Origin of the sequence: Pannonibacter phragmitetus (assembly GCF_050510895.1) — a bacterium.
GTDB classification, from domain to species: domain Bacteria; phylum Pseudomonadota; class Alphaproteobacteria; order Rhizobiales; family Stappiaceae; genus Pannonibacter; species Pannonibacter phragmitetus_B.
This window is the reverse complement of the sequence record NZ_JBNINT010000001.1, coordinates 2,013,527-2,034,312: the sequence shown is the minus strand read 5'-3', so window position 1 is coordinate 2,034,312 and position 20,786 is coordinate 2,013,527. Positions and strand designations below refer to the sequence as shown.

Here is a 20,786-nt window from a genome sequence, read left to right as displayed (position 1 = left end):
TGTTGTCTGCCTTGTCAGCGGGGTCTCACAGATCCGGGATCTGCAGCGCACGGCCCATGCGCGCCTCGATGCGCATGTAGCGCCACAGGCGGTGGTTCTCGTCGCCGACCTGGATGGTGCGGAACAGGTTGCAAGCGGCGACGACGGCATCCCTGTCCGGGAAGTCGCAGAGCATGTAGCAGGTCCAGGGGAAGCCCGTGGGCGAGGTGCCGACCATGGTCTCGTCATCATCGATGGTGCCCAGAACGGTCACCCCGTCCATCTTGGCAACGCTCGACATGAACGTGGCAAAGCCCGTCCAGACGCCGCCGATCTTGTCGAAGGGCAGATCGAAGAAGTTCTGATGCACGGCGATGCAGAGAAGGGTGCGGATCTGTTTGGCTTCAGCCATTTGTTTATCCTTTCAATGGAAATGAGAATGAATTTCTCACGGATAGCCGGGGGCACGGGCTGGCCGAGCAGGGCGGCGCCAGCCGCCTGCCAGCTGCCTGCGCCGATGAAGGCGTGCTGGGCGACGCAGGCTGCATCGATCATGCAGCGGCCGAGCGGATGCCCGCTCATCATCGCGTCCGAGCCGCCCATGACAAAGGCAAGGCGTGCAGCCTCGGCGCCGTCTTCAGCGGCCTTGGAGGCAGCGTGGCGCAGGCGGATGTGCGTGGCGCGGTCAACCTCGCCCTTTTCGAGCATCTGCTGCCAGCCTTCCTCGATGGCGTCGTAGAAGCCGGCCCTGGCGCCGGACAGAAGTCCCTCAGCGCGGGCAAAGCCGGTCTGGATATAGCCACGCGCGGCAGGGCTCGGCGCCCCGGTGATGGAGGCACGTTTGGTGGCGTCCTCGCTCAGCCAGTCGAGAGCGGCACGCGCGGTGCCAAGGGCGACGACGGACAGCACCTGTGCTGCGAGCGCCATAGCCGGATAGTGGAAGATCGGGTCATCCATTTCCGGCTTGCCGCCCCGGATGAAGGTCCACTCTTCCGGCACCACGACCTTGTTCGCGACAATGTCGTGACTGCCGGTGGCACGCAGGCCGACGGTGTCCCAGGTTTCGTCCACCGTTATGGCGCTGCGTGGCATGACGGCGGTGCGGGGCAGCGGGCTGTCCTCGCCCTCAATCTTTATGCCGGCACCGACCAGAGAGGCGCCCATGACGCCGGATCCCCAGGGCCAGCGGCCAGTGACTTCCAGCCCGCCAGGCACGCGTTTGGCGGCCTGAGGCGGGAACAAGCCGCCTGCAAAAACCGTGTTGGGATCCTTGCTGTAGATGGAGGCATAGGTTTCCTTCGGCAGGGCCGCCAGATAAGTGGCCGAGACGCCGAAGCTTGCCACCCAGCCGGCCGATGCATCGGCGCTGGCGATTTCCTCAATCAGGCGGCAGAAGGCCGCTGGAGACAGGGCGTCACCGCCAAAGCGCTGCGGCACGAAGGCCCGGTAGATACCGATGGTCTGAAACTGGCGCACGATGTCGATCGGGATATGGCGCAGCTTGTGAAATTCCTGCCTGCGGGAACGGATCTCCGCCTTCAGGCTTTCGAGTGTCACGTCCGCAGGGGACTGGGAAAGGGCATCCATGGTCATTCCTCCACCTGGAAGTCTTTGAAGGTCTCGCAAAGCCAGCGGGCGATGGCGCAGACCTGCTCATCTCCCTGCTTGCGGCCAATGATCTGAAGTCCGGCGGGCAGGCCGTCCGGTGTGAGAAGCGGCAGAACCAGTGCGGGATGGCCCGAAAGGTTGAACGGCCGCAGATAGCGTGTGAGGGGAGAACCCGCTGCGGATCATCCGCTTGCGAAAGGCGCGGGGGCACAACCGGCAGGGCCGGGGTCAGGATCGCGTCATGGGTGGCAAGGACGGCATCCACTTCGGCAGTGAACCGGGCGCGAACATCTTCGGCGGCGGCCAGATCCTCGTCCGTAATGGACATGGCCGCTGCGATGCGCGCCTTCACATCCGGCCCCAACGGCGCGCCACCTGTGACCAGGTGACCGAAGGCAGCCGCCGTTTCACGGCCGATCACCGTCATACCGGCCTTGAAGGCAGCTTCCAGGGACGGCAGGTTTATGGCGGTAAGGGCGCCTGCCTGCGGTGTGACCACAGGCGCAAGAGCGGCCAGAATCCCGGGCTCGGCATCCATGCCGGTGATGGCAAGTTTTGGCGCTGCAGTCAGGCGCGCTGGCATGAAGCTGCCATCAAGTGCTGCCATCGCCTGCTCGATCCGGTCCATGCTTCTGGCAAAGGGGCCGATGCAATCGAGCGAGCTTTGCGCCGGGCTTGCGCCCTTGCGGCTGATCCGTCCGAAGGTGGGCTTGAAGCCGATGACGCCGCAGCAAATCGCGGGCTGACGGATGGAGCCGCCAGTGTCCGTGCCAATGGCAAAGTCGACAAGCCCTCCAGCCACGGCGGCGGCAGAGCCGGAGGAAGAGCCGCCGGGAATGATGTCCGGCCAGCGCGGATTGACCGGCGTGCCGAAGCGGGCATTCACGCCCGTCATGCCATAGGCAAGCTCGTGCATGTTGGTTTTGGCGATGATGCGGCACCCGGCCTTGAGGAGAGCCTCCACCACATCGGCGTGGGCCGTTGCCGCCGGGGCCGCATCGAAGGCCGCCGAGCCGCAGCGCGTCACGGTGCCCGCGATGTCGATGCAGTCCTTGACTGCAACACGCGGACCCGTCTGGCCAAGCGCAAGCGTGGCCGTAAAGACCGGCGAGCCGCCGGTCAGGGCTAAAGATTCATTTGTCATTTTTCTATGCGGAGCGCTTGCGGCTCCGTTCCCTCTGGATACGGTAAAATTACCGCAAATCGAAAAGCCGTCAACGTAAAATCGTTGATCAAGATCAAAAAAATTATTTGAAATCAACTAGATAAACGAGAAATGCGGCGCCAGCCCCATTGGCTGTGCCGTTCTCTTCAGGCGCGGAGTGGGCACCCTGCGCAATTTCTACGAAATACAGACAGCCAAAGCGTAACATGTAAAATCACGTGAATTGTTGCGTATTCTGAAAGTCTGTTTTGCGCCGGTGATGTCTGCTGCACCGCTTGCCCTTGCAGTCTTTGCAAGGGTTCTTGGTTTTGAAGGTGTTTTGCACACGGTGATGAGTAATCCTACGCTGGAAACTCATGTTTCTCGGCATATTACGTGAATATTACCGCTTGACCCTGAGGGCGTACGGCGCAAGCCTTGCGGCAGCGGGCAGGCGCGTGCGGGGCTATCCGAGTGTTCTCCCGCCTGTTCATCTGCAATGAAAAGAGGGGAAGTCATGACTGAGACCACACGGCTGGATGCACTGGTGCGGCGGATCGAGATGCTGGAAGCCGAAGCCGATATCCGTCGCATTCAGGCCCGTTACATGTTCCTGTGCGACACGCCCATGCCGGAATTCGGAGTCACTAGCGACGTGGAGCGCATCGACCTGATCATGGCGCTCTACACGGAAGATGCAGTGTGGGAAGGCGTTGGCGAATATTACGACAATCAGTTCGGCCGGGCTGTCGGGGCTGCTGCCATCCGCAAGCATTTCGAGGGCTTCTGGGGCGGCAAGACGGACCCGGCCCTGATCCTGAACTGCCACTATCTCACCTCCGAGCAGATCCACGTGCATGAGGGCGGGACAACGGCAGACGGGCAGTGGGTTCATATGCAGCCCTGGCTGTTTTCTGATGGCAAGGCGCTCCTGCGCTCCTCGCGCCTCAACAACACCTTCCGCAAGGAACCGGACGGGGTCTGGAAGATCACCCGCACCCGGACGGAGAACGTCTTCGTTGCCCCGCTTCCGTCCACCTGGGCTTCGGACTATCCATCAAAATCCGTGCTGATGCGGCCTTGAGCGGGCTGCTCCTTCCGGCACCTGCTGTGCGAGTCGAAGCCCCGGTCACCGCCGGGGCTTCAGTTTTTGGCTGGGATGCTCTTCAGCGTCTCACTCCGCCTGCAGCACGAAGTCATAGGCCGCGCGCCAGGTTTCGCCATCCCTGTCCACCCGCTCGAAGGGCGTGATGAGTGAGGCCTTGACGCCGAACACGGCATCGCTTTCCAGATATGGATCACCTGAAACGAAAAGATGGGTGATTACCCGCCGGTAACCCGGTGCCGTGACCATGAAGTGCATATGGGCGGGCCGCCAGGGGTGCCGGCCAAGAACCTCGAGCAGCTGACCGGCCGGACCGTCGTGGGGGATCGGGTAAGAGACCGGACGTATGCCCCGGAACGCATAGCGCCCGTCTGCGCCCGTGCGGAAGATGCCGCGGTTGTTGAAGGGGGCTGCACGCCGGGTTGCTGCACATCGTAGAAGCCGTCTTCATTGTCCGACCACACATCGATCAGCGCGCCTTCGACGGGATTGCCATCCAGGTCCAGAACCCGGCCCTCGAAGAGGCAGGTTTCGCCCTTGCCGTCGAGACTGATGCTGTCGCCCATCTGCCGCTCCGGCGCGCCTTCCACGTGGAAGGGGCCAAAGACGGTTGTCTCCGTCGCGCCCTCCGGCTGGCGGTGGTTGATGGCATCCACCAGCATTGACACGCCCAGAATATCAGACAGCAGGATGAACTCCTGCCGCGTGTCCGAACAGATCTGGCCGCTGCGGGTGAGGAAGCTGATGGCTGTGGCCCATTCCTCTTCGGTCAATTCCACATCCTTGATGAAGGCATGCAGGTGGTTGACGAGAGACGTCATGACACGGGCGAGGCGCGGGCTGGTGGCAGGTCCAATGCGGCCGTTCACCTGCTCGGCCGACCGGTCTTCTGTGAAATAGTCGATCATTGCGGTCTCCTTCGCTGTCAGCGGTCCATCTGGGGCAGGGACCCGTCATAGGCACGCCGGAGCAGGGCCAGAATGGCCTGCCGCTCGAGCGGCCGCGGATTCCAGTAAGGGTTGGCCAGTGCGATGTCCGCTGCCCGCTCAAGGCCGCTTTCCGGCATGCCGATCTCAGCCAGGCTGACCGGAGCTCCTGTGGCGCGGGCAAGGTCCTGCAGGCGGCGGGCCGGATCGCTGCCCAGAACCCCGGCCAGCTGATCCATCACCTCCGGAATGGCCGGGGCATTATAGGCCAGCGCATGCGGCAGCATCACCGTATGCGTCTCGGCATGGGGCAGGGCGAAACTGCCGCCCAGCGTGTGGCACAGCTTGTGGTGCAGCGCCATGCCGACGGAGCCAAGGCAAAGGCCGCAGAGCCAAGCGCCGTAAAGGGCCTTGCGCCGTGCTTCGCCATCATCGTGGGTGCGGTGGATGGCGGGCAGGGCTGCGGCCATGGCGCCGATGGCCTCAAGGGCAAGCAGGCCGATGACCGGATTGCGGTCGCGGGCATAAAGCGCTTCCACCGCATGGGCGATGGCATTCATGCCGCTGGTCATGCTGACGGTCACCGGCAGGGCGAGGCTGAGGCTGACGTCATAGAGCACGGTCTGCGGCAGCACCTTGGCCGATACCTGTGTCTGCTTCTGGCCGTTGCGGGTTTCACCCAGGATGGGCGTCATCTCGGAGCCGGAGTAGGTGGTGGGAATGACGAGCTGCGGCAGGCCGGTGCGCAGCGCCACCGCCTTGGACAGGCCGATGGCCGAACCGCCTCCGGCAGCCACTACCAGATCGGCTTTGCGGGAGCGGGCCGTGTCGGCAGCCAGATCGCTGATATCGACGGGCGTATGCATCGCAGCGCCTGCAAAGGTGCCGCAGACCCTGTCCCCCAGCGCTGCCGTGATGGTGTCCATCAGTCCGGTCTGGCGCGGTGTGGTGATGACCAGAACGCGCCTTGCCCCCAGCCGCTCGGTCTCCGCTTCCAGCTGGTCAAGAGCGGTATCTGCGAAAATGACCCGCGCCGGATGGGCCGTGTAAGTAAAGCCTGCCATCATCGGAATGTCTCCCCAGCCACGGGATAATCCACCTGATAGCGGGCAATCCGCAGGCCCTCCAGTGCATCACGAATGCGCAGATGTGCCGGATGAACTGCATAAGCCTTGAGCGCTTCGGCGCTCTCGAACTCGCTGAACAGCACCACGTCGCAGGCGTAGTCGATCCGGCTCACATCGATGCCGATCTCCAGAAAGCTCATGCCAGGGATCTGCCCGCGCAGGCTTTCAAAGGCCGTCTTGATCCTTGCCTTGGTCTTATCCCGTTCTTCCGGCGTCTCTCCGGCCACATTCCACATCACGATATGCCGCACCGCTGTGGTGCCCCTTGTGCTCGCGTCCATTGCGGGCGCTCCCTCTGGATTGGTGCAGGCTGCTTCCTTGAACGGCAGCCTTGTTCACATGGCATCAGAGTTGCATTGGGTGATTAGGTGATAAATCCCGTAATCTGGGAATGTTTCTTGCCTGCAGCGCAAAAATGAAGGCGTCAGCCGGGCATATGACAGAACAATTGCAAGATATGTGTTTATACGGTAATAATACCGTAACAATCTTGCAGGAGGGGCAAGAATGGACCGGTTGGCAGAGCTTGAGGTATTCACCCAGATCGCCGATGCAGGCAGCCTGACGCGGGCCGCCGATGCGCTTGGCCTGTCTGTCTCCGGCGTCAGCCGGCATCTGACCAGCCTGGAAAACCGGCTGGGCGTAAGGCTGGTGCAGCGGACCACGCGCCAGCTGTTCCTGACCGGGGAGGGGAGCGTTTCGCCGCGAGCGCCCGGGAAATCCTCTCCAGCCTCAACGAGGCTGAAACCAGCGTCAGTGCGGTTTCAGCAGAACCGCGCGGCACCATCCGCGTCGGCGCCTCGCTTGCCTTTTCCAAACTGCATCTGATGCCGGTGATCCGCGAGTTCCGAGCCCGCTATCCTCTGGTCAACATCGAGCTGCAGGCTTCCAACCGCTATTACGACATGATCGAGAACGGTCTTGATCTTGCCATCCGCACCCGGCGGGGTGAGGCGGACAGCTCGATCACCATCCGCAAGCTGGCGGAGACCCAGCGCACGCTCGCTGCCTCGCCGGAGTACATTGCTGCACGGGGCGAGCCTGTCCATCCGCATGATCTGGCCGACCATGACCTGCTGCTCTACAGTCTTGCCGATGACTGGGAGAACCTGACCTTCACCCGCGGCAACGAAAGCATGCGGATCCCGGTCAGCGGAACCATGGTGTGCAATGACGGGCTGCTGCTGCGCCAGGCTGCAAGGGACGGGCTGGGCATCGTCGTGCAGCCATCTTATGTGCTGCATGACGATCTTCAGTCGGGCCGTCTCGTCAAGGTGCTGGAGGGCTGGCAGCTGCCGCGCCTCAGCATGAACCTTGCCTTCCCCTCCCGCGCGCACATGCCCGCTCGCACCCGGCTCTTCATCGACGCGCTGGTCGAGTATTTCCGGCGGAACAATTTCGAAGCGTTCTGGTAGGCAGCCGCTGACCTGATTTAGCCCTGTCCCTGGGTGCGGCTGCGCAGACGTTCCATGTTGGCCACAAGATCCGAAAACCGGTCACCCTGCACGGCAATATGGTCGCGCAGCAGGCGGCGGGCGCTATCCTCATTGCCGTCGAGGATTGCCGAGACGATGCCGGCATGTTCCTGCAAGGAGACCTTCATCCGGTTGCGCACTCTGAGCTGCAGGCGGCGGTAAGGCCTGAGGCGACGGTGCAGGGCGAGGCACTGCTCCTTAAGGAAGGCGCTCTGGCTCGCGGCATAGATCGCGTGGTGGAACTGCTCATTCTCGTAATAATAGGCGTCAGTGTCATCGCGTGCGGCAGCTGCCTCGCAAGCCGCGTGTGCGGCTTCCAGCGCGGTTCTGTCCTCGGTGGTGTGGCGGCGGGCGGCAAGAGCCCCTGCCATGCCTTCCAGCTCTGCCATCACGTCAAACATTTCCAGCACATACTGCGGTCCCGGATCGACGATCACGGCGCCGCGGCGGGGGCGTATCTCGACAAGGCCGATGGCACTCAACTGCATCAGGGCTTCGCGGATCGGGGTGCGCGATACGCCGTAGCGGGTAGCAAGCTGGGTCTCGTCCAGACGCTGCCCCGGCTCGAATTCGCCTGTGACAATCCCGTTCTCGATCTCGTCCCGAAGTTTCTGGAACGTATTCTCGGACATCGCTGAACCCTTGCGTACTGCGTGAATTTATCTTGTATACAAGATTGTTGACATCGCGTGCAAGGCCATCGCATCATCCATCCTCATCCGGCAGGGAGGCCGGATTTCTGGGAGGAAGAACGATGAAGAAACTGGCTCGCATGTTGAAGACGGGTGTGTTGCTTGCAGGCATGGCAGCGGCGGCAGGGTCCGCCAGCGCTCAGACTGTGCTCAAGGCCTCGCATCAGTTTCCCGGCGGCAAGGGCGATATCCGCGACGAGATGGTTCAGGTCATTGCGCGTGAAGTCGAGGCGGCAAATGTTGGGCTGACCGTGCAGGTCTTTCCCGGCTCTTCGCTGTTCAAGCCGAACGAGCAGTGGAACGCGCTGACCCGTGGCCTGCTGGAGATGACGTCCTTTCCGCTCGACTATGCCTCCGGCCGCCACCCGGAGTTTTCCGCAACGCTGATGCCGGGGCTTGTCGGCAACTTTGACCGCGCCAACCGGCTCAACCAGTCTGAATTTATGAAGGACATCAAGAAGATCATTGAAGACAACGGCGCCATTGTCATTGCCGACGCCTGGCTGTCGGGCGCCTTTGCCTCCAAGAAGGGCTGCATCACTTCGCCCGAGACGATGAAGGGGCAGGTGATCCGCGCCGCAGGGCCGGCGTTTGAGGAAATGCTGGCGGCCGCCGGTGCTTCGATTGCTTCCATGCCATCGTCCGAAATCTACACCGGCATGCAGACCGGCGTGCTGGATGCCGCCAATACCTCCTCGGCCAGCTTTGTTTCCTACCGCCTGTTCGAGCAGGCCAAGTGCCTGACGGCGCCTGGCGAGAACGCGCTGTGGTTCATGTATGAGCCGGTGCTCTTCTCCAAGCAGGTGTTTGACCGCCTGACGCCCGAGCAGCAGGCTGCCGTTCTGGAGGCTGGCAAGAAGGCCGAAGCCTATTTCGATGCCGAGGTGCGCAAGGGCGATCAGCTGATGATCGACACCTACAAGAAGGCCGGGGTCGAGGTCGTCGAAATGTCCAAGGCCGACTACGACGCCTGGCTCGCGGTGGCGAAGGAGTCTGCCTACAAGAACTTTGCAGCCAAGGTGCCGAATGGCGGCGCCCTGATCGAAAAGGCCCTTGCGGTCGAGTGAGACCGGCTCTCACACGGCCCGGACCTGCCGGACGGACAGGGCCGGGCCGCATGTGGACGTCAAGCTGAGAGGTTTGAAATGATCGGGGCCTATATCCGGGCTGTCGGGCATCTTTCGCGGGCTTTAGCGATGATTGCCACACTGCTCATCATCGCGGCGATGCTTGTCGTCTGTCAGATGATCCTGATGCGCTACGTCTTTACATATCCAACGATCTGGCAGACGGACTTCGTGGTTTTCGCTGCAACTGCGGCCATGTTTCTTGGCGCGCCCTATGTGCTGATGAAGGGGGGCATGTGGGCGTTGACGTGGTGGAAATGATGGTTGGGCCACGCACCCGCCACGGTCTCAAGGTCCTTGGCAGCCTGTTGGGGCTCACCTTCTGCGCCATCATGCTCTGGGCTGTCTGGATCCAGTTTCACGAAGCCTGGGCCGGCAACTGGAAGCACTCCAGCATGTGGGCGCCGCCGCTCTGGATTCCCCTGTCGGCGTTGCCGCTCAGCTTTGCCATGCTTTGCCTGCAATATGTGGCGCAAATCCTGTTGCTCCTGACCGGTGCGGCTCCCACGGACACAAGTCACACGGCGCTTGCCGGGGAGGGCCGTTGATGAACCCCATGGCTTCAGGTCTTCTTCTTATTGGTGCGCTCTTCGTGCTTCTGGGCACGGGCATGCCGATTGCCTTCGCCCTTGGCCTTGCCGCCGTCGCGGCCTTGTTCCTGCAGATTGGTCCCGGCATCATCTATGTGCTTGGCGACACGATGTTCGCAGGCATTGCGAACCTGGCCTATGTGTCGATCCCCATGTTCGTGCTGATGGGCGCGGCCGTGGCCTCCTCACCGGCAGGCTCGGATCTCTATACAGCGCTGGACCGCTGGCTCAACCGGGTGCCGGGCGGGCTGGTTCTGTCCAACATTGGCGCCTGCGCCATCTTCTCCGGCATGACCGGCTCATCGCCTGCCACCTGTGCGGCCATCGGCAAGATGGGCATTCCGGAGATGCAGAACCGGGGTTACCCGAATTCCGTGGCGGCAGGCTCCATTGCGGCTGGCGGCACGCTCGGCATCCTGATCCCGCCCTCCGTGACGCTTATCGTCTATGGAATCGCCACGGAAACCTCCATTGGCCGCCTGTTCATGGCCGGAGTAATCCCGGGCATCATGCTGACGGTCATGTTCATGATCTGGGCACTGATCGATTGCCGCCGGAAGGGCTATGACCTAAGCGGCCGGGGCATTACCTTCACTCTGAAGCAGAAACTGGAGCAACTGCCGCGCATTCTGCCGTTCCTGCTGATCATCGCCGGGACGCTCTATGTGCTCTATGGCGGCGTTGCAACGCCTTCCGAGGCGGCTGGCGCAGGGGCCTTCCTCACGCTGATTGTCGTGGTGGTCGCCTACCGGCTGTTCCGTTTCAAGCCTGTGTCGCAGATCTTCGGCTCGGCCATGCGTGAAAGCGTGATGATCATGATGATCATGGCAGCGGCGGAGCTTTTCGCCTTTGCCCTGTCGTCTCTCTTCATCACCCAGACGGTGGCCACGGCCATCGCGGGGATGGATCTGAACCCCTGGGTGCTGATGCTGGTCATCAACGTGTTCCTGCTCGTCTGCGGCATGTTCCTGCCGCCGGTGGCGGTGATCGTGATGACGGCGCCGATGCTGTTCCCGATCGTCACCCAGGCGGGGTTTGATCCTTACTGGTTCGCCATTGTCCTGACGATCAACATGGAAGTAGGGCTGATCACGCCGCCCATCGGGCTCAATCTCTTCGTCATCAACGCCATTGCGCCGAAGATACCGACGAAGGATATCCTGTGGGGGCGCTGCCCTATGTGCTGGTGATGTTCCTTGCGATCTTCATCCTGTGCCTCTTCCCGGGGATCGCAACCTGGTTGCCAAACCAAATGCTCGGAGCGGTCTGATGAACACCACATCCTTTCTCAGTGAAATGCTGCAGGCCATCACGGAACGGGGGCGCCGCCTCCTGTCCATCTCTTCCCAGACCGGAGATGGCGATCCGCTCGCCATCCTTGAACAGCGCTGCGATACGCTGCTGTCCAGTCAGGGCGAAGCCTCCGGCATGGCGCTGGCCAAGGATGTGCTGACCCGCTGGGATCAGCTGGACGAAGCCGGAAAACTCGGCTTCGCCCGGCTGCTGCTGGACCGGTTCGGCCCGAAGGTTGACCGGCTGGAAAAGGCCATCAAGGCCTATCAGGAAGACCCGTCGCCGGTGTCGCTGGCCGCCCTGCACATGGCCAGCGAGCCGCGCCGTCAGGAATTGATCCGCCGGCTTAATCTCGCGCCTGATGCCATTGCCACGCTTGTGCGCATGCGTGAGGCGCTGTTGAAGCTGAAAGCCTCCGACAGGGCGCTGGAGACTGTCGATCAGGACTTTGCTCATTTGTTTGCGTCGTGGTTCAACCGGGGTTTTCTCACCCTGCGCTCGATCAGCTGGTCCACGCCTGCCGACATTCTGGAAAAGATCATCCGGTATGAAGCGGTTCATCATATCGGCGGCTGGGAAGAGCTGCGCCTGAGGCTTGCGCCCGAGGACCGGCGCTGCTTCGCCTTCTTCCATCCCCGGCTTGCCGATGATCCGCTGATTTTCGTGGAAGTGGCGCTGACCACTGAGACACCGGACACGATTGCCGAAGTGCTGCGGGAGGAACGTGCGCCGATACGTGCCAGCGAAGCAACGACGGCGGTGTTCTATTCCATTTCCAACTGTCAGGACGGTTTGCGCGGCATTTCCTTCGGCAACTTCCTGATCAAGCAGGTGGTGGAGGACCTGCGGCGCGACCTGCCGAAACTCGAGACCTTTGTCACCCTTTCGCCAGTTCCGGGCTTTGCCGAATGGCTGGCACGCGAGCGGCGGGCAGAAGTCTCGGATGTGCTGAGTGCGCAGGACCGCGAGGTGCTGCAGGGGCTCGACGCGGAGGGCTGGCATACGGATGAAGAGCTTGCGGGCCGCATCCGCCCGGTCCTCTTGGGCGCTGCCGCCTGGTATTTCCTCAAGGCCCGCACGCCGCAGGGCAAGGTGGTTGATCCGGTTGCCCGCTTCCATCTGGGCAATGGTGCCCGGCTGGAGCGGTTGAACTTCCTCGGCGACCTTTCACCCCGTGCGCTCGAACAGTCGCATGGGCTGATGGTCAATTATCTCTACAAGCTCGACGACATCGAAACCAATCACGAGGCCTTTGCCGTGCGCGGCGAAGTGGCGGCTTCTTCCCAGGTCCGCAAGCAACTGCCGCCGGACCGGCAGCCCCGCCAGCTCGTTCCCCTCACTTCCAGCCCGTCCGAGGACGGCACAAAGACAAAATCCACCAAGGAGTTCACCGCATGAGCAATCACCTTTTCGATGCAATCCGGGCAGCCGCCGATCCTGCTGCGCCCTTCATCGAAACCCTCGACGGCCGGGCCTGGACCTATCAGGACATGCTGGACCAGTCGGGGAAGCTTGCTGGCGTGCTGCTTGAGCTCGGCGTCGAACCCGGCGACCGGGTGGCCGTTCAGGTGGAAAAGAGCGCTGAGGCGCTGATGCTTTATCTGGCCTGCGTGCGGGCAGGGGCGGTCTATCTGCCGCTGAATACGGCCTATACTCTGGCGGAGCTCGACTATTTCATCTCCGACGCCGAGCCGCGCCTTGTCGTCTGCGCACCGAAGGCGCGAGGCGGGCTCGAGCCGGTGGCTGCGAAATATGGCGCCCGTGTCGAGACGCTGGATGAAAGCGGCGGTGGCAGCCTGATGGAGAAGACTACCGGCAAGCCCGCAGCCTTTACCAATGTCCAGCGCGGCCCGGATGATCTGGCGGCCATTCTTTACACCTCCGGCACCACGGGCCGGTCAAAGGGGCGATGCTCTCCCACGACAACCTGCTCTCCAATGCTGCGACATTGCGCGAATACTGGCGCTTCACCAGCAATGACCGGCTGATCCATGCGCTGCCGATCTTCCACACCCATGGCCTGTTCGTTGCATCCAACGTGATCATGCTGTCGGGTGCTTCGATGTATTTCCTCAGCAAGTTCGACCCGGAGGAGGTACTGCGGCTTATGCAGTCGGCCAGCGTGCTGATGGGCGTGCCGACCTTCTACGTCCGGCTATTGCAGAGCGAAGGCCTGACGAAGGGGGCAACGGCGCGCATGCGGCTGTTCATTTCCGGCTCCGCACCGCTTCTGGCCGATACGCACCGCCAGTTCGAGGAGGCGACCGGCCACCGTATCCTTGAGCGTTACGGCATGACCGAGACGAACATGAACACCTCCAACCCCTATGAGGGCGAGCGCGTGGCGGGCACCGTCGGCTTCCCGCTGCCCGGCGTTTCCCTGCGCGTCACCGATCCGGAGACGGGCGCGCAGGTCGCCGATGGTGAGACGGGCATGATCGAGGTGAAGGGGCCGAACGTGTTCCAAGGCTACTGGCGGATGCCGGAGAAGACAAAGGCCGAATTCCGCGAGGATGGGTTCTTCATCACCGGTGACCTCGGCAAGGTGGACGAGCGCGGCTATGTCCACATCGTCGGGCGCGGCAAGGACCTCGTGATTTCCGGTGGTTACAACATCTATCCCAAGGAAGTCGAAACCGAGATCGACCAGATGCCCGGTGTCGTGGAAAGCGCTGTCATCGGCGTTGCTCATCCCGATTTTGGTGAAGGCGTCACCGCCATCGTCGTGCGTCAGAAGGGGGCAAACCTTGCTGAGTCCGATGTGCTGGCGAGCCTGAAGGACCGTCTGGCCCGCTACAAGCAGCCCAAGCGGGTGATCTTTGTGGATGAACTGCCGCGCAACACCATGGGCAAGGTGCAGAAGAACGTGCTGCGCGACACCTATGCCGGACTGTACCAGTCCTGACACACAGGCATGAGATTGTCCCCGGCCTCAAGATGATTTGCCTGAGGCCGGGGCAAGCATGCTATTGCTGCCCGGTGTCAATGGATGGACGTAGATGGGCCGGACCAGTCATTCGCTTCTTGCTGCCGCCATGGCAGCGTGTTTCGCATTTCCTTTCGCATCAGATCAGGCGCAGGCCCGCGTGACGGGCTTCACCATTGTCTCCCAGCGTCCGGTCTTTGAGGGCCGCACCTTTGGTGCAGTGGGCACCTATGAACGCATCGACGCCGTCGCCGAGTTCGCCGTCGATCCGGATGAGCCGCGTCTTGATGCGATTGTGGGTGTCGATGATGCGCCGGTGAATGCGGAAGGCGATGTGGAGTTTTCCGCCAATGTCACCATCCTGAAACCAGCCGATCCGGCCCGTTCCTCCGGGCTGCTGTTTTACGAGATCGCCAACCGGGGCAGGAGCCTCAGCCCGATCCTTCTGAACCTTGCGCCCGGCGCCTCCGTGCCGGACAAGGCGGCGGATGCTGGCGATGGCTTCCAGATGCAGCGCGGCGACACCATTGTCTGGTCGGGCTGGCAGGCCGATGTCGCACCCGGTCTTTTCCGCCTCAATCTGCCGGTGCTGGAAGGCAAGACCGGGCTGGCACGCGACCAGTTCATCTTCGACCGCCTTGAGGAAACGAACACGCTCAAGCTGAGCTTTCCACTGGAGAGCCTTGATCCGTCAGGTGTTCGTGTCACGGTGCAGGCTGGCCCCGATGCACCGGCCGTGCCGCTGTCCTTTGTGATCGACAACGAGAACCAGATCACCATCACCCGCAGCAAGGACCATGATGCAGGTGCCATCCATGAGGTGATCTACACGGCGAAGAACCCGGTTCCCGCTGGCCTCGGCTTTGCTGCCGTCAGCGACCTCAATTCCTTCCTGCGCGGGCTGCCGGGTCATGAAGTGATGCCGCCTTTGAAGAACATCCGCCATACGGTGGTTATGGGCATTTCCCAATCTGGCCGGTTCCTGCGGGACTTTCTGTATCACGGCTTCAATGCCGATGGCCTCGGGCGCAAGGTCTTTGACGGGGCAATGGTGCATGTCGCCGGGTCGCGCAAGCTCTTCCTGAACTATCCCTTCTCGCAGCCGGGCCGCTATTCCCGCCAGCATGAAGAGCATGACTATCCGGGCGACCAGTTTCCCTTCAGCTATGCCATGAGCACGGACCCGCTGACGGGGCAGACTGATTCTGTGCTGGCGCGCTGCGAGGCCAGCAACACTTGTCCGAAGCTGATGCACTCGGACAGCGCCACCGAATACTGGCAGGCACGCGCTGCACTGATCACGCTCGCGCCGGATGGTGCACCGCTGCCTCTGCCGGAAAATGTGCGTGTCTATGGACTCTCCAGCGTTCCCCATCTCAACACCTGGACGGCGCGGCCAACGGAAAACGCAAGCTGCGTGTTCGCCTTCAATCCCTTGAGCCCCGCACCTGTCATGCGTGCGCTCTATGATGCCATGGCAAAGTGGGTCGAGGGCAGTGGCCTGCCGCCGGAAAGCCGGTTCCCGAACCTCGCCGATGGCACGCTGGTTCCCCATGATGGCTTCACCATGCCGCTGATCGCCGGGGTGCATCTGATCCCGCCCTACAATGTGGTGCGGGTGGAGAACCACACGGGTATTCCGCCGCTGCATGGAGCGGCCTATCCGGCCTTTGTCCCGGCGGTGGATCAGGATGGGCTGGAGACGGGTGGCATCCGCCTTCCCGCTGTCGCGGTGCCAGCCGCCACCTATCTGGGCTGGAACCTGCGCCGCAATGGCTATGCCGGCGGCGCGCTCTGCGGCCTTGCCGGGTCCTACATTCCCTTTCCCCGGAACGCTCTTGCCGAAGATGGCCGCAACTCTCTGTCACAGCGCTATGAGAGCAAACAGGCCTATCTGGTAGCTGTCGAAGGCGCCGCGACGGATCTGATCAAGTCGGGCTACATGCTGCAGGCCGACATGGGTCTGGTGCTTGAAAGAGCCAAGGACGACGCGGCTGCGCTGCCGTGAACCGTGCCGTATCCTCTTCCGCCTAACCCATGTGCCGTTCCAGCACCATGTGGGTGGTGAGGCCTGAGACGAGGGGCAGGGTGTCGATGGCCGCGCGTATGGCCTCGATCCCGGCCATATCCGGAGCCTCGGCGAAGATGATGAGATCGACCGGACCGGCCAGAGCGTGGATGCTTCGGATGCCGGGGATCTTTTCCAGATGCGGCATCAGCTTTGCGCAAGTGCCGCCTGGCGCATGGGTAATCAGGAAGTGTGCGGCCACCTTGCCCGCATTTTCTGCCGGTTCCACCGTGGTGAAGCCACTGATGGCGCCGCTGCGCAGAAGACGGTTCAGCCGGTCCTGTGTGGCACTGCGCGAAAGACCAATGTCCCTTGCCAGAGCCACAAGCGGGCGACGGGCATCGCGTCTCAAGGCAGTCAGCAGCAGCTGATCCTTCTCATCCATGGTCTCTACGATCCTCTCTGCCCAGACCGGCATAATGCCGGTCATATCCGGCGTCTTGCCGGGGTGCAACCGCCAGCGCTGCGGGCGATAGAAGCGGCATTACCGCTGCTGTTCCGGACGGAGATCGAGGCCAATGCTGCTGCTCAATGAAAAGACCGTATTGCTGCCAGTCGACATGCAGACCGCCTTCGATGGCGCGCCCTGGCCGCCGCGCTGGAATGTGGATATCGACAAGAATGGGCGGGCGCTGCTGGATTTATGGCGCGGGCTGGGGTTCCCCATCATTCATGTGCGGCACGATTCCGCCGAGCCGGGTTCAACGCTTCGGCCTGGGCAACCCGGCAACAGCTTTCGCCCCGGCTTTGAGCCGCAGGAAGGAGAAGAGCTGGTCGTGAAAAGCGTCAATTCCGCCTTCATTGGCACGGACCTGGATCTGCGCCTGCGCCGTCTTGGGGCAGAGAATGTTGTGGTCTTCGGCATTTCCACCGACATGTGCGTTTCTACGACAATCCGCACCGGGGCGAATTTCGGATGGCGCATGACGCTCGCCGAGGATGCCTGCGATTGCTTCGATCTTGCAGGCGAGGACGGCCGCGTCATCCCCGCAAGGACCGTTCATGAGGTCCACCGAGCCACGCTTGGCTTTGAGTTCTGCAAGGTCGTGAAAACAGCGGATCTGCTTGGCTCGGCAAGCTGAACCTGGCGGTTCGATCCCGATTGCGGATCAGGGCCTGAAAGCCCACCCAGAGCCCTGTCTGCAAGCGCATCACCGGTCCGCCAACACGATCCGGTGATGCGCATTCCTTCAGGCTGCGAGCTCCGTAGGGGCTCGCAGCCTCTTCGTTCACTTCACTTCGGTGATGAACTGATCGCGCGGGCGGCGCACCTTCTTCAGGTTCACCAGCCAGTCATTGGCCGCATCCCGGTAGCCGAGAGGCAGGATGGTGACAGAGCGCAGGCCCTTTGCACGCAGGCCCAGAATCTCGTCGAGCTTGTCCGGGTCGAACCCTTCCATGGGAGTGGAATCAACGCCTTCAAAAGCCGCCGCAGCCAGCGCAATGCCGAAAGCGATATAGGCCTGACGGGCCGCGTGCTGATAGTTGGTCTCGGCATCGCGCGGCACATAGGTGTTCAGCAGCATCTGCCGGTAGTTTTCCCAGCCTTCGTTGGTGAAGCCGCGCTCCTCGTTGACGAGGTCGAACATCGAGTTGATGCGGTCCGCGGTGTAGTTGTCCCAAGCCGCAAACACGAGCAGATGCGACCCTTCGGTCACCTGTGCCTGATTCCACGCGATCTCCTGGATCTTTGCGCGGACTTCCGGATTGGTCACGACAATGACTTCGAAGGGCTGCAGGCCGCTGGAGGTCGGGGCAAGGCGGGTAGCCTCAAGGATGCGCTCAACCTTGTCTTCGGATACCGTCTTCGACGGGTCCATCTTCTTGGTCGCGTAGCGCCAATTCAGTTTTTCAATCAGCATAGTATCGCCTTTCAGGCTGGAAATTCGCGGCCATGGGAGGAGGGAAGGGGCCGCGCAAGACAATTGTCTGCAGCTAGATAAACCTTCCGACCGTTGCTTCAAGGCCCCGGCCGCCCGTGGTCCGTGTTGTGTCAGCGTTTAGTCAAAGGTTCCGCGGGGCCGGAGAACTCCAGTCCGAGTTCCGTATCCGTGCGCCAGACCACGCGGGCGGGGCGCCTGATATGTTCGCTGTCGATGTAAAGCAGAAGCTCATCGGGAATGAGGTGGGTATTGTCGACCTTTACCATCACGCCACCTTCCGACAGATTGCGGATCGTGCAGTCAAAAACCTTGTCAAGATTGCCGAAAACCAATCGGGCCGATTTGAGCGCCCGCCGCCGCGGGCTGCTGCGCCTTTCCTCGTTCATTCAGGTGCTCCCAGCTGATGGCCTGTGTTGGATGCGGATATCTACTTGTTATGTTTCAAGAATATTTCATTCGCTTCGCATTGGAAAGGACGGCTTGTGAAATTGATGAATGACGTAACGTGAGAACTACGCGGGCAAATTTCTGAATTGCATTCTTGTATGTGTTTTATACGCGTCTTCGTCTCCCGTATTCCAAAGGCCGGAACACGGCGTGATTCCGGATACGGTGCACTTCAAAAAGGCTTCATGATCTGATTTCGCCTCACTTGCGCCATCAAACCATTGAAAAGAGCCGGATACAGGCGTTTGCCACAGCGCCGGTGACACTGTAATGTGGCGCCGCCTTGCGGGGGTGTAAGGCCTCACATACCAGTCCAGAAGTTTGCAGGAAGCTCGAACGCATGTCCGACATTTTCCGGGAAGTCGACGAAGATATCCGTCACGAAAAATTCCGTCGCCTTTGGGACCGTCTCGGCGTTTGGGTGATCATCCTTGCAGTTGCGATTGTCGCCGGAACGGCTGGATACCGCGGCTGGCTGTATTGGCAGGGCCAGCAGTCCATGAAGGCAGGCGATGCCTATATGGAGGCCGTGCGCCTGGTGCAGGACGGGAAGGTTGAGGAAGCGGAAGCTGCCTTCGCCGCCATGGGTTCTGCCACCGGCGGATATCCGCTGCTGGCAAAGTTCCGCCTCGCAGAGAGCCTTGCTGGCTCCGGAAAGGCAGAAGAGGCCGTCGCAGCCTATGACGCGCTGGCTGCCGATCTCGTCCGTTGAACCGGTCCTGCGTGGTCTGGCCTCGGTGCGCGCTGGCTATATTGCCCTCGACACTGCTGATTTTTCCGCACTGAAGGCACGGCTGGAGCCTTTGACGGCTGAAGATAATTCCTGGCGCTTTGCGGCCCGCGAGATCCTCGCCTTTGCGGCCTGGAGGGCTGGCGATATGGCTGCCGCGACTGAATATGCCAGCCAGATTACGGACGATGCCGCCGCGCCGCGTGAAATCGGGGCGCGGGTTTCCATTCTGACCAAAGTTATCCGTGGCACTCAGCCCAGCATTGCCGACAAGGGAGAGACGAACTGATGTTGCGTATGACAAAGCCCTCCCGGCAGCTTGCCAGTGTTTTCCTGGCTGCCACGCTTTTGGCTGGCTGCTCCTCGGTCTCTGAATATACCGATGCGATCAATCCCTTTGCGACCAAGCAGAAGATTCTTCCCGGTGACCGTCAGCCGCTCTTCCAGGGTGCCGATCCGTTGGAGCAGACCACGAACCGCACGGCCAGCATCGGTTCCGCCACGGGCGGTCAGGACTGGCCGCAGGCGGGTGGCAATGAAAGCAATGATCCGGGCAATGTTGCCGTGTCAGTCAGCGGCCAGCAGGCCTGGCGTGCTTCGATCGGCAGTTCCGGCGGTGGCCTGACGTCTTCGGGCATGCGCACGGCTGCAAGGCCTGTGGCCTCTGGCGGGCGTCTGTTCGTCTACAAGCCTACGGGTGAAGTGATCGCCATGAGCACGGGCGGCGCCCGTGCCTGGACGAAGAATCTTCGCCCTGAGGATGAAAACGATGTGGCGGCTGGCGGCGGTGTGGCTGTTGCTGGCGGACGCGTTTTCGCCGCAACCGGCTATAGCAAGTTGGCCGCCCTTGATGCTGGCTCTGGCCAGGAATTGTGGTCGGTCGATCTCAGCGCCCCGGCACGTGGTGCACCGGCTGCAGGTGGTGGCTATGTCTTCGTCGTGACCCAGACCAACGAGGTCTATGCGGTCAAGCAGGACGATGGCACCGTGGCCTGGACTTACTCCGGCGTTCAGGAGAACGCAGGTCTGCTGACAGCAGCGTCTCCGGCAGTTTCCGGCGGAACCGTGGTGGTGCCTTTCTCCTCCGGCGAGATCATGGCCTTCGATATCAAGAAGGGTGAGCCGATCTGGGCCGAGGGCGTTTCCCGCGCCTTCCGTACGCTGGCGGTGTCCACTCTGACAGACGTTGCCGCGAGCCCGGTCGTCGCCGGTGGAACGGTTTACGCCACGGGCGTTGGTGGCAAGATCGTTGCCGCCTCACTCAAGACGGGTGAGCGCCAGTGGGAGCAGAATGCCGGATCGGTGCACACGCCGGTCGTCTCCGGTAATGCCATTTTCATGGTAACGCTGGATGACAAGATGGTTGCTCTTGACCGCAAGACCGGTGAACCCTTATGGCGGGCAGACCTGCCGCAGCTTGAAAACAAGAAGAAGCGGCGCAACTGGGCGGGCCCGGTGCTGGCCAACGGCACCTTGGTGGCCTTCTCCAACGATGGCCGCATAGCCCTTGTGGATGCAGCCAGTGGCCAGATCCAGAGCGTTCGTGACATTTCGGCCAAGGTCTATGTGACCCCGATTGTCGCAGGCGGCCGGATCGTGGTGCTGGAAGGCGACAGCGGCATCGCCGGATTCAACTGATAAATGGGCCGCAGGGATTGCGGCCTGA

The 20,786-nt window shown here is 61.9% G+C and carries 19 protein-coding genes and 4 pseudogenes; 13 read left to right on the top strand and 10 right to left on the bottom strand.

The window, feature by feature from the left end; genetic code table 11:
* Positions 1-25: 25 nt before the first annotated feature.
* From ACQB61_RS09525 to ACQB61_RS09515, 3 genes are read right to left on the bottom strand one after another with little or no spacing between them, the layout of a single operon-like run.
* Positions 26-280: a hypothetical protein gene (locus tag ACQB61_RS09525; protein ID WP_430512439.1), complete on the bottom strand. Its 255-nt coding sequence runs from the start codon at positions 278-280 to the stop codon at positions 26-28.
* Positions 250-1,464, bottom strand: coding sequence for a flavin-dependent monooxygenase (locus ACQB61_RS09520; RefSeq protein ID WP_430514336.1), 1,215 nt, complete (start codon positions 1,462-1,464; stop codon positions 250-252). Before ACQB61_RS09520 ends, ACQB61_RS09525 begins: the two co-directional genes overlap by 31 nt.
* On the bottom strand, positions 1,394-2,731 hold the full coding sequence (locus tag ACQB61_RS09515) for an amidase (RefSeq protein ID WP_430512438.1): 1,338 nt from the start codon (positions 2,729-2,731) through the stop codon (positions 1,394-1,396). Before ACQB61_RS09515 ends, ACQB61_RS09520 begins: the two co-directional genes overlap by 71 nt.
* 517 nt (positions 2,732-3,248) lie before the next feature.
* Here ACQB61_RS09515 and ACQB61_RS09510 point away from each other — a divergent pair.
* Positions 3,249-3,815, top strand: coding sequence for a nuclear transport factor 2 family protein (locus ACQB61_RS09510; RefSeq protein ID WP_430512437.1), 567 nt, complete (start codon positions 3,249-3,251; stop codon positions 3,813-3,815).
* Between the two features lie 90 nt (positions 3,816-3,905).
* Here the strand turns inward: ACQB61_RS09510 and ACQB61_RS09505 are convergent.
* From ACQB61_RS09505 to ACQB61_RS09495, 3 genes and pseudogenes are all read right to left on the bottom strand, one after another.
* A pseudogene (locus ACQB61_RS09505) lies at positions 3,906-4,744 on the bottom strand (intradiol ring-cleavage dioxygenase).
* 17 nt (positions 4,745-4,761) lie between these two features.
* Positions 4,762-5,829 carry a maleylacetate reductase gene (locus ACQB61_RS09500; protein ID WP_430512436.1) on the bottom strand — a complete coding sequence of 356 codons (1,068 nt, stop codon included), beginning with the start codon at positions 5,827-5,829 and terminating at the stop codon, positions 4,762-4,764.
* Positions 5,826-6,170 carry a Dabb family protein gene (locus tag ACQB61_RS09495; protein WP_430512435.1) on the bottom strand — a complete coding sequence of 115 codons (345 nt, stop codon included), beginning with the start codon at positions 6,168-6,170 and terminating at the stop codon, positions 5,826-5,828. The genes ACQB61_RS09500 and ACQB61_RS09495 overlap by 4 nt, the downstream gene beginning before the upstream one ends.
* A 226-nt stretch (positions 6,171-6,396) precedes the next feature.
* Here ACQB61_RS09495 and ACQB61_RS09490 point away from each other — a divergent pair, with 226 nt between their 5' ends.
* Entirely contained in the window at positions 6,397-6,717 is a 321-nt protein-coding gene (locus tag ACQB61_RS09490; protein ID WP_430512434.1) for a helix-turn-helix domain-containing protein, read from the top strand.
* Complete coding sequence (locus ACQB61_RS09485) at positions 6,717-7,304, top strand: substrate binding domain-containing protein (RefSeq protein WP_430512433.1); 588 nt, start codon at positions 6,717-6,719, stop codon at positions 7,302-7,304. Before ACQB61_RS09490 ends, ACQB61_RS09485 begins: the two co-directional genes overlap by 1 nt.
* Before the next feature lie 17 nt (positions 7,305-7,321).
* On the opposite strand, the gene ACQB61_RS09480 is transcribed toward ACQB61_RS09485, so the two are convergent.
* Positions 7,322-7,996 (bottom strand): GntR family transcriptional regulator, encoded by a 675-nt coding sequence (locus ACQB61_RS09480; protein WP_430512432.1) that lies wholly within the window; start codon positions 7,994-7,996, stop codon positions 7,322-7,324.
* 140 nt (positions 7,997-8,136) lie between these two features.
* Here ACQB61_RS09480 and dctP point away from each other — a divergent pair, with 140 nt between their 5' ends.
* From dctP to ACQB61_RS09450, 6 genes and pseudogenes are all read left to right on the top strand, one after another.
* Positions 8,137-9,123: a TRAP transporter substrate-binding protein DctP gene (gene dctP / locus ACQB61_RS09475; protein WP_430514335.1), complete on the top strand. Its 987-nt coding sequence runs from the start codon at positions 8,137-8,139 to the stop codon at positions 9,121-9,123.
* Positions 9,124-9,201: 78 nt separating this feature from the next.
* A pseudogene (locus ACQB61_RS09470) lies at positions 9,202-9,731 on the top strand (TRAP transporter small permease subunit).
* A pseudogene (locus ACQB61_RS09465) lies at positions 9,731-11,043 on the top strand (TRAP transporter large permease). Before ACQB61_RS09470 ends, ACQB61_RS09465 begins: the two co-directional pseudogenes overlap by 1 nt.
* A complete protein-coding gene (locus tag ACQB61_RS09460; RefSeq protein ID WP_430512431.1) occupies positions 11,043-12,464 on the top strand; it encodes a malonyl-CoA decarboxylase in 1,422 nt (473 codons plus the stop codon). Before ACQB61_RS09465 ends, ACQB61_RS09460 begins: the two are co-directional and overlap by 1 nt.
* A pseudogene (locus ACQB61_RS09455) lies at positions 12,461-13,971 on the top strand (malonate--CoA ligase). The gene ACQB61_RS09460 and the pseudogene ACQB61_RS09455 overlap by 4 nt, the downstream one beginning before the upstream one ends.
* A gap of 94 nt (positions 13,972-14,065) precedes the next feature.
* On the top strand, positions 14,066-16,000 hold the full coding sequence (locus tag ACQB61_RS09450; protein ID WP_430512430.1) for an alpha/beta hydrolase domain-containing protein: 1,935 nt from the start codon (positions 14,066-14,068) through the stop codon (positions 15,998-16,000).
* A gap of 22 nt (positions 16,001-16,022) precedes the next feature.
* Here the strand turns inward: ACQB61_RS09450 and ACQB61_RS09445 are convergent, their stop codons facing one another.
* Positions 16,023-16,490 carry an Lrp/AsnC family transcriptional regulator gene (locus ACQB61_RS09445; RefSeq protein ID WP_430512429.1) on the bottom strand — a complete coding sequence of 156 codons (468 nt, stop codon included), beginning with the start codon at positions 16,488-16,490 and terminating at the stop codon, positions 16,023-16,025.
* 88 nt (positions 16,491-16,578) lie between these two features.
* On the opposite strand from ACQB61_RS09445, the gene ACQB61_RS09440 reads away from it, so the two are divergent.
* Positions 16,579-17,142 (top strand): cysteine hydrolase family protein, encoded by a 564-nt coding sequence (locus ACQB61_RS09440; protein WP_430512428.1) that lies wholly within the window; start codon positions 16,579-16,581, stop codon positions 17,140-17,142.
* 147 nt (positions 17,143-17,289) lie between these two features.
* On the opposite strand, the gene ACQB61_RS09435 is transcribed toward ACQB61_RS09440, so the two are convergent.
* Positions 17,290-17,922 (bottom strand): NAD(P)H-dependent oxidoreductase, encoded by a 633-nt coding sequence (locus ACQB61_RS09435; RefSeq protein ID WP_430512427.1) that lies wholly within the window; start codon positions 17,920-17,922, stop codon positions 17,290-17,292.
* Between the two features lie 131 nt (positions 17,923-18,053).
* Entirely contained in the window at positions 18,054-18,329 is a 276-nt protein-coding gene (locus ACQB61_RS09430) for a PilZ domain-containing protein (protein ID WP_430512426.1), read from the bottom strand.
* A 401-nt stretch (positions 18,330-18,730) separates the two neighbouring features.
* On the opposite strand from ACQB61_RS09430, the gene ACQB61_RS09425 reads away from it, so the two are divergent.
* Genes ACQB61_RS09425 through ACQB61_RS09415 form a run of 3 tightly spaced genes read left to right on the top strand, consistent with a single transcriptional unit; the run spans position 18,731 to position 20,758 of the window.
* Positions 18,731-19,102, top strand: a complete 372-nt coding sequence (locus ACQB61_RS09425) for a tetratricopeptide repeat protein (RefSeq protein ID WP_430512425.1) — start codon at positions 18,731-18,733, stop codon at positions 19,100-19,102.
* Positions 19,071-19,409, top strand: coding sequence for a hypothetical protein (locus ACQB61_RS09420; RefSeq protein WP_430512424.1), 339 nt, complete (start codon positions 19,071-19,073; stop codon positions 19,407-19,409). The genes ACQB61_RS09425 and ACQB61_RS09420 overlap by 32 nt, the downstream gene beginning before the upstream one ends.
* A complete protein-coding gene (locus tag ACQB61_RS09415) occupies positions 19,409-20,758 on the top strand; it encodes a PQQ-binding-like beta-propeller repeat protein (protein WP_430512423.1) in 1,350 nt (449 codons plus the stop codon). The genes ACQB61_RS09420 and ACQB61_RS09415 overlap by 1 nt, the downstream gene beginning before the upstream one ends.
* Positions 20,759-20,786 lie beyond the last annotated feature (28 nt).

Excerpts from the sequence above, each read along its gene's own strand:
- ACQB61_RS09525 (WP_430512439.1), bottom strand. The coding sequence starts at position 280 with ATGTCGAGCGTTGCCAAGATGGACGGGGTGACCGTTCTGGGCACCATC.
- ACQB61_RS09515 (WP_430512438.1), bottom strand. The coding sequence starts at position 2,731 with ATGACAAATGAATCTTTAGCCCTGACCGGCGGCTCGCCGGTCTTTACG.
- ACQB61_RS09510 (WP_430512437.1), top strand. The coding sequence starts at position 3,249 with ATGACTGAGACCACACGGCTGGATGCACTGGTGCGGCGGATCGAGATG.
- ACQB61_RS09500 (WP_430512436.1), bottom strand. The coding sequence starts at position 5,829 with ATGATGGCAGGCTTTACTTACACGGCCCATCCGGCGCGGGTCATTTTC.
- ACQB61_RS09495 (WP_430512435.1), bottom strand. The coding sequence starts at position 6,170 with ATGGACGCGAGCACAAGGGGCACCACAGCGGTGCGGCATATCGTGATG.
- ACQB61_RS09490 (WP_430512434.1), top strand. The coding sequence starts at position 6,397 with ATGGACCGGTTGGCAGAGCTTGAGGTATTCACCCAGATCGCCGATGCA.
- ACQB61_RS09485 (WP_430512433.1), top strand. The coding sequence starts at position 6,717 with ATGCCGGTGATCCGCGAGTTCCGAGCCCGCTATCCTCTGGTCAACATC.
- ACQB61_RS09480 (WP_430512432.1), bottom strand. The coding sequence starts at position 7,996 with ATGTCCGAGAATACGTTCCAGAAACTTCGGGACGAGATCGAGAACGGG.
- dctP (WP_430514335.1), top strand. The coding sequence starts at position 8,137 with ATGTTGAAGACGGGTGTGTTGCTTGCAGGCATGGCAGCGGCGGCAGGG.
- ACQB61_RS09460 (WP_430512431.1), top strand. The coding sequence starts at position 11,043 with ATGAACACCACATCCTTTCTCAGTGAAATGCTGCAGGCCATCACGGAA.
- ACQB61_RS09450 (WP_430512430.1), top strand. The coding sequence starts at position 14,066 with ATGGGCCGGACCAGTCATTCGCTTCTTGCTGCCGCCATGGCAGCGTGT.
- ACQB61_RS09445 (WP_430512429.1), bottom strand. The coding sequence starts at position 16,490 with ATGACCGGCATTATGCCGGTCTGGGCAGAGAGGATCGTAGAGACCATG.
- ACQB61_RS09440 (WP_430512428.1), top strand. The coding sequence starts at position 16,579 with ATGCTGCTGCTCAATGAAAAGACCGTATTGCTGCCAGTCGACATGCAG.
- ACQB61_RS09435 (WP_430512427.1), bottom strand. The coding sequence starts at position 17,922 with ATGCTGATTGAAAAACTGAATTGGCGCTACGCGACCAAGAAGATGGAC.
- ACQB61_RS09430 (WP_430512426.1), bottom strand. The coding sequence starts at position 18,329 with ATGAACGAGGAAAGGCGCAGCAGCCCGCGGCGGCGGGCGCTCAAATCG.
- ACQB61_RS09425 (WP_430512425.1), top strand. The coding sequence starts at position 18,731 with ATGTCCGACATTTTCCGGGAAGTCGACGAAGATATCCGTCACGAAAAA.
- ACQB61_RS09420 (WP_430512424.1), top strand. The coding sequence starts at position 19,071 with ATGACGCGCTGGCTGCCGATCTCGTCCGTTGAACCGGTCCTGCGTGGT.
- ACQB61_RS09415 (WP_430512423.1), top strand. The coding sequence starts at position 19,409 with ATGTTGCGTATGACAAAGCCCTCCCGGCAGCTTGCCAGTGTTTTCCTG.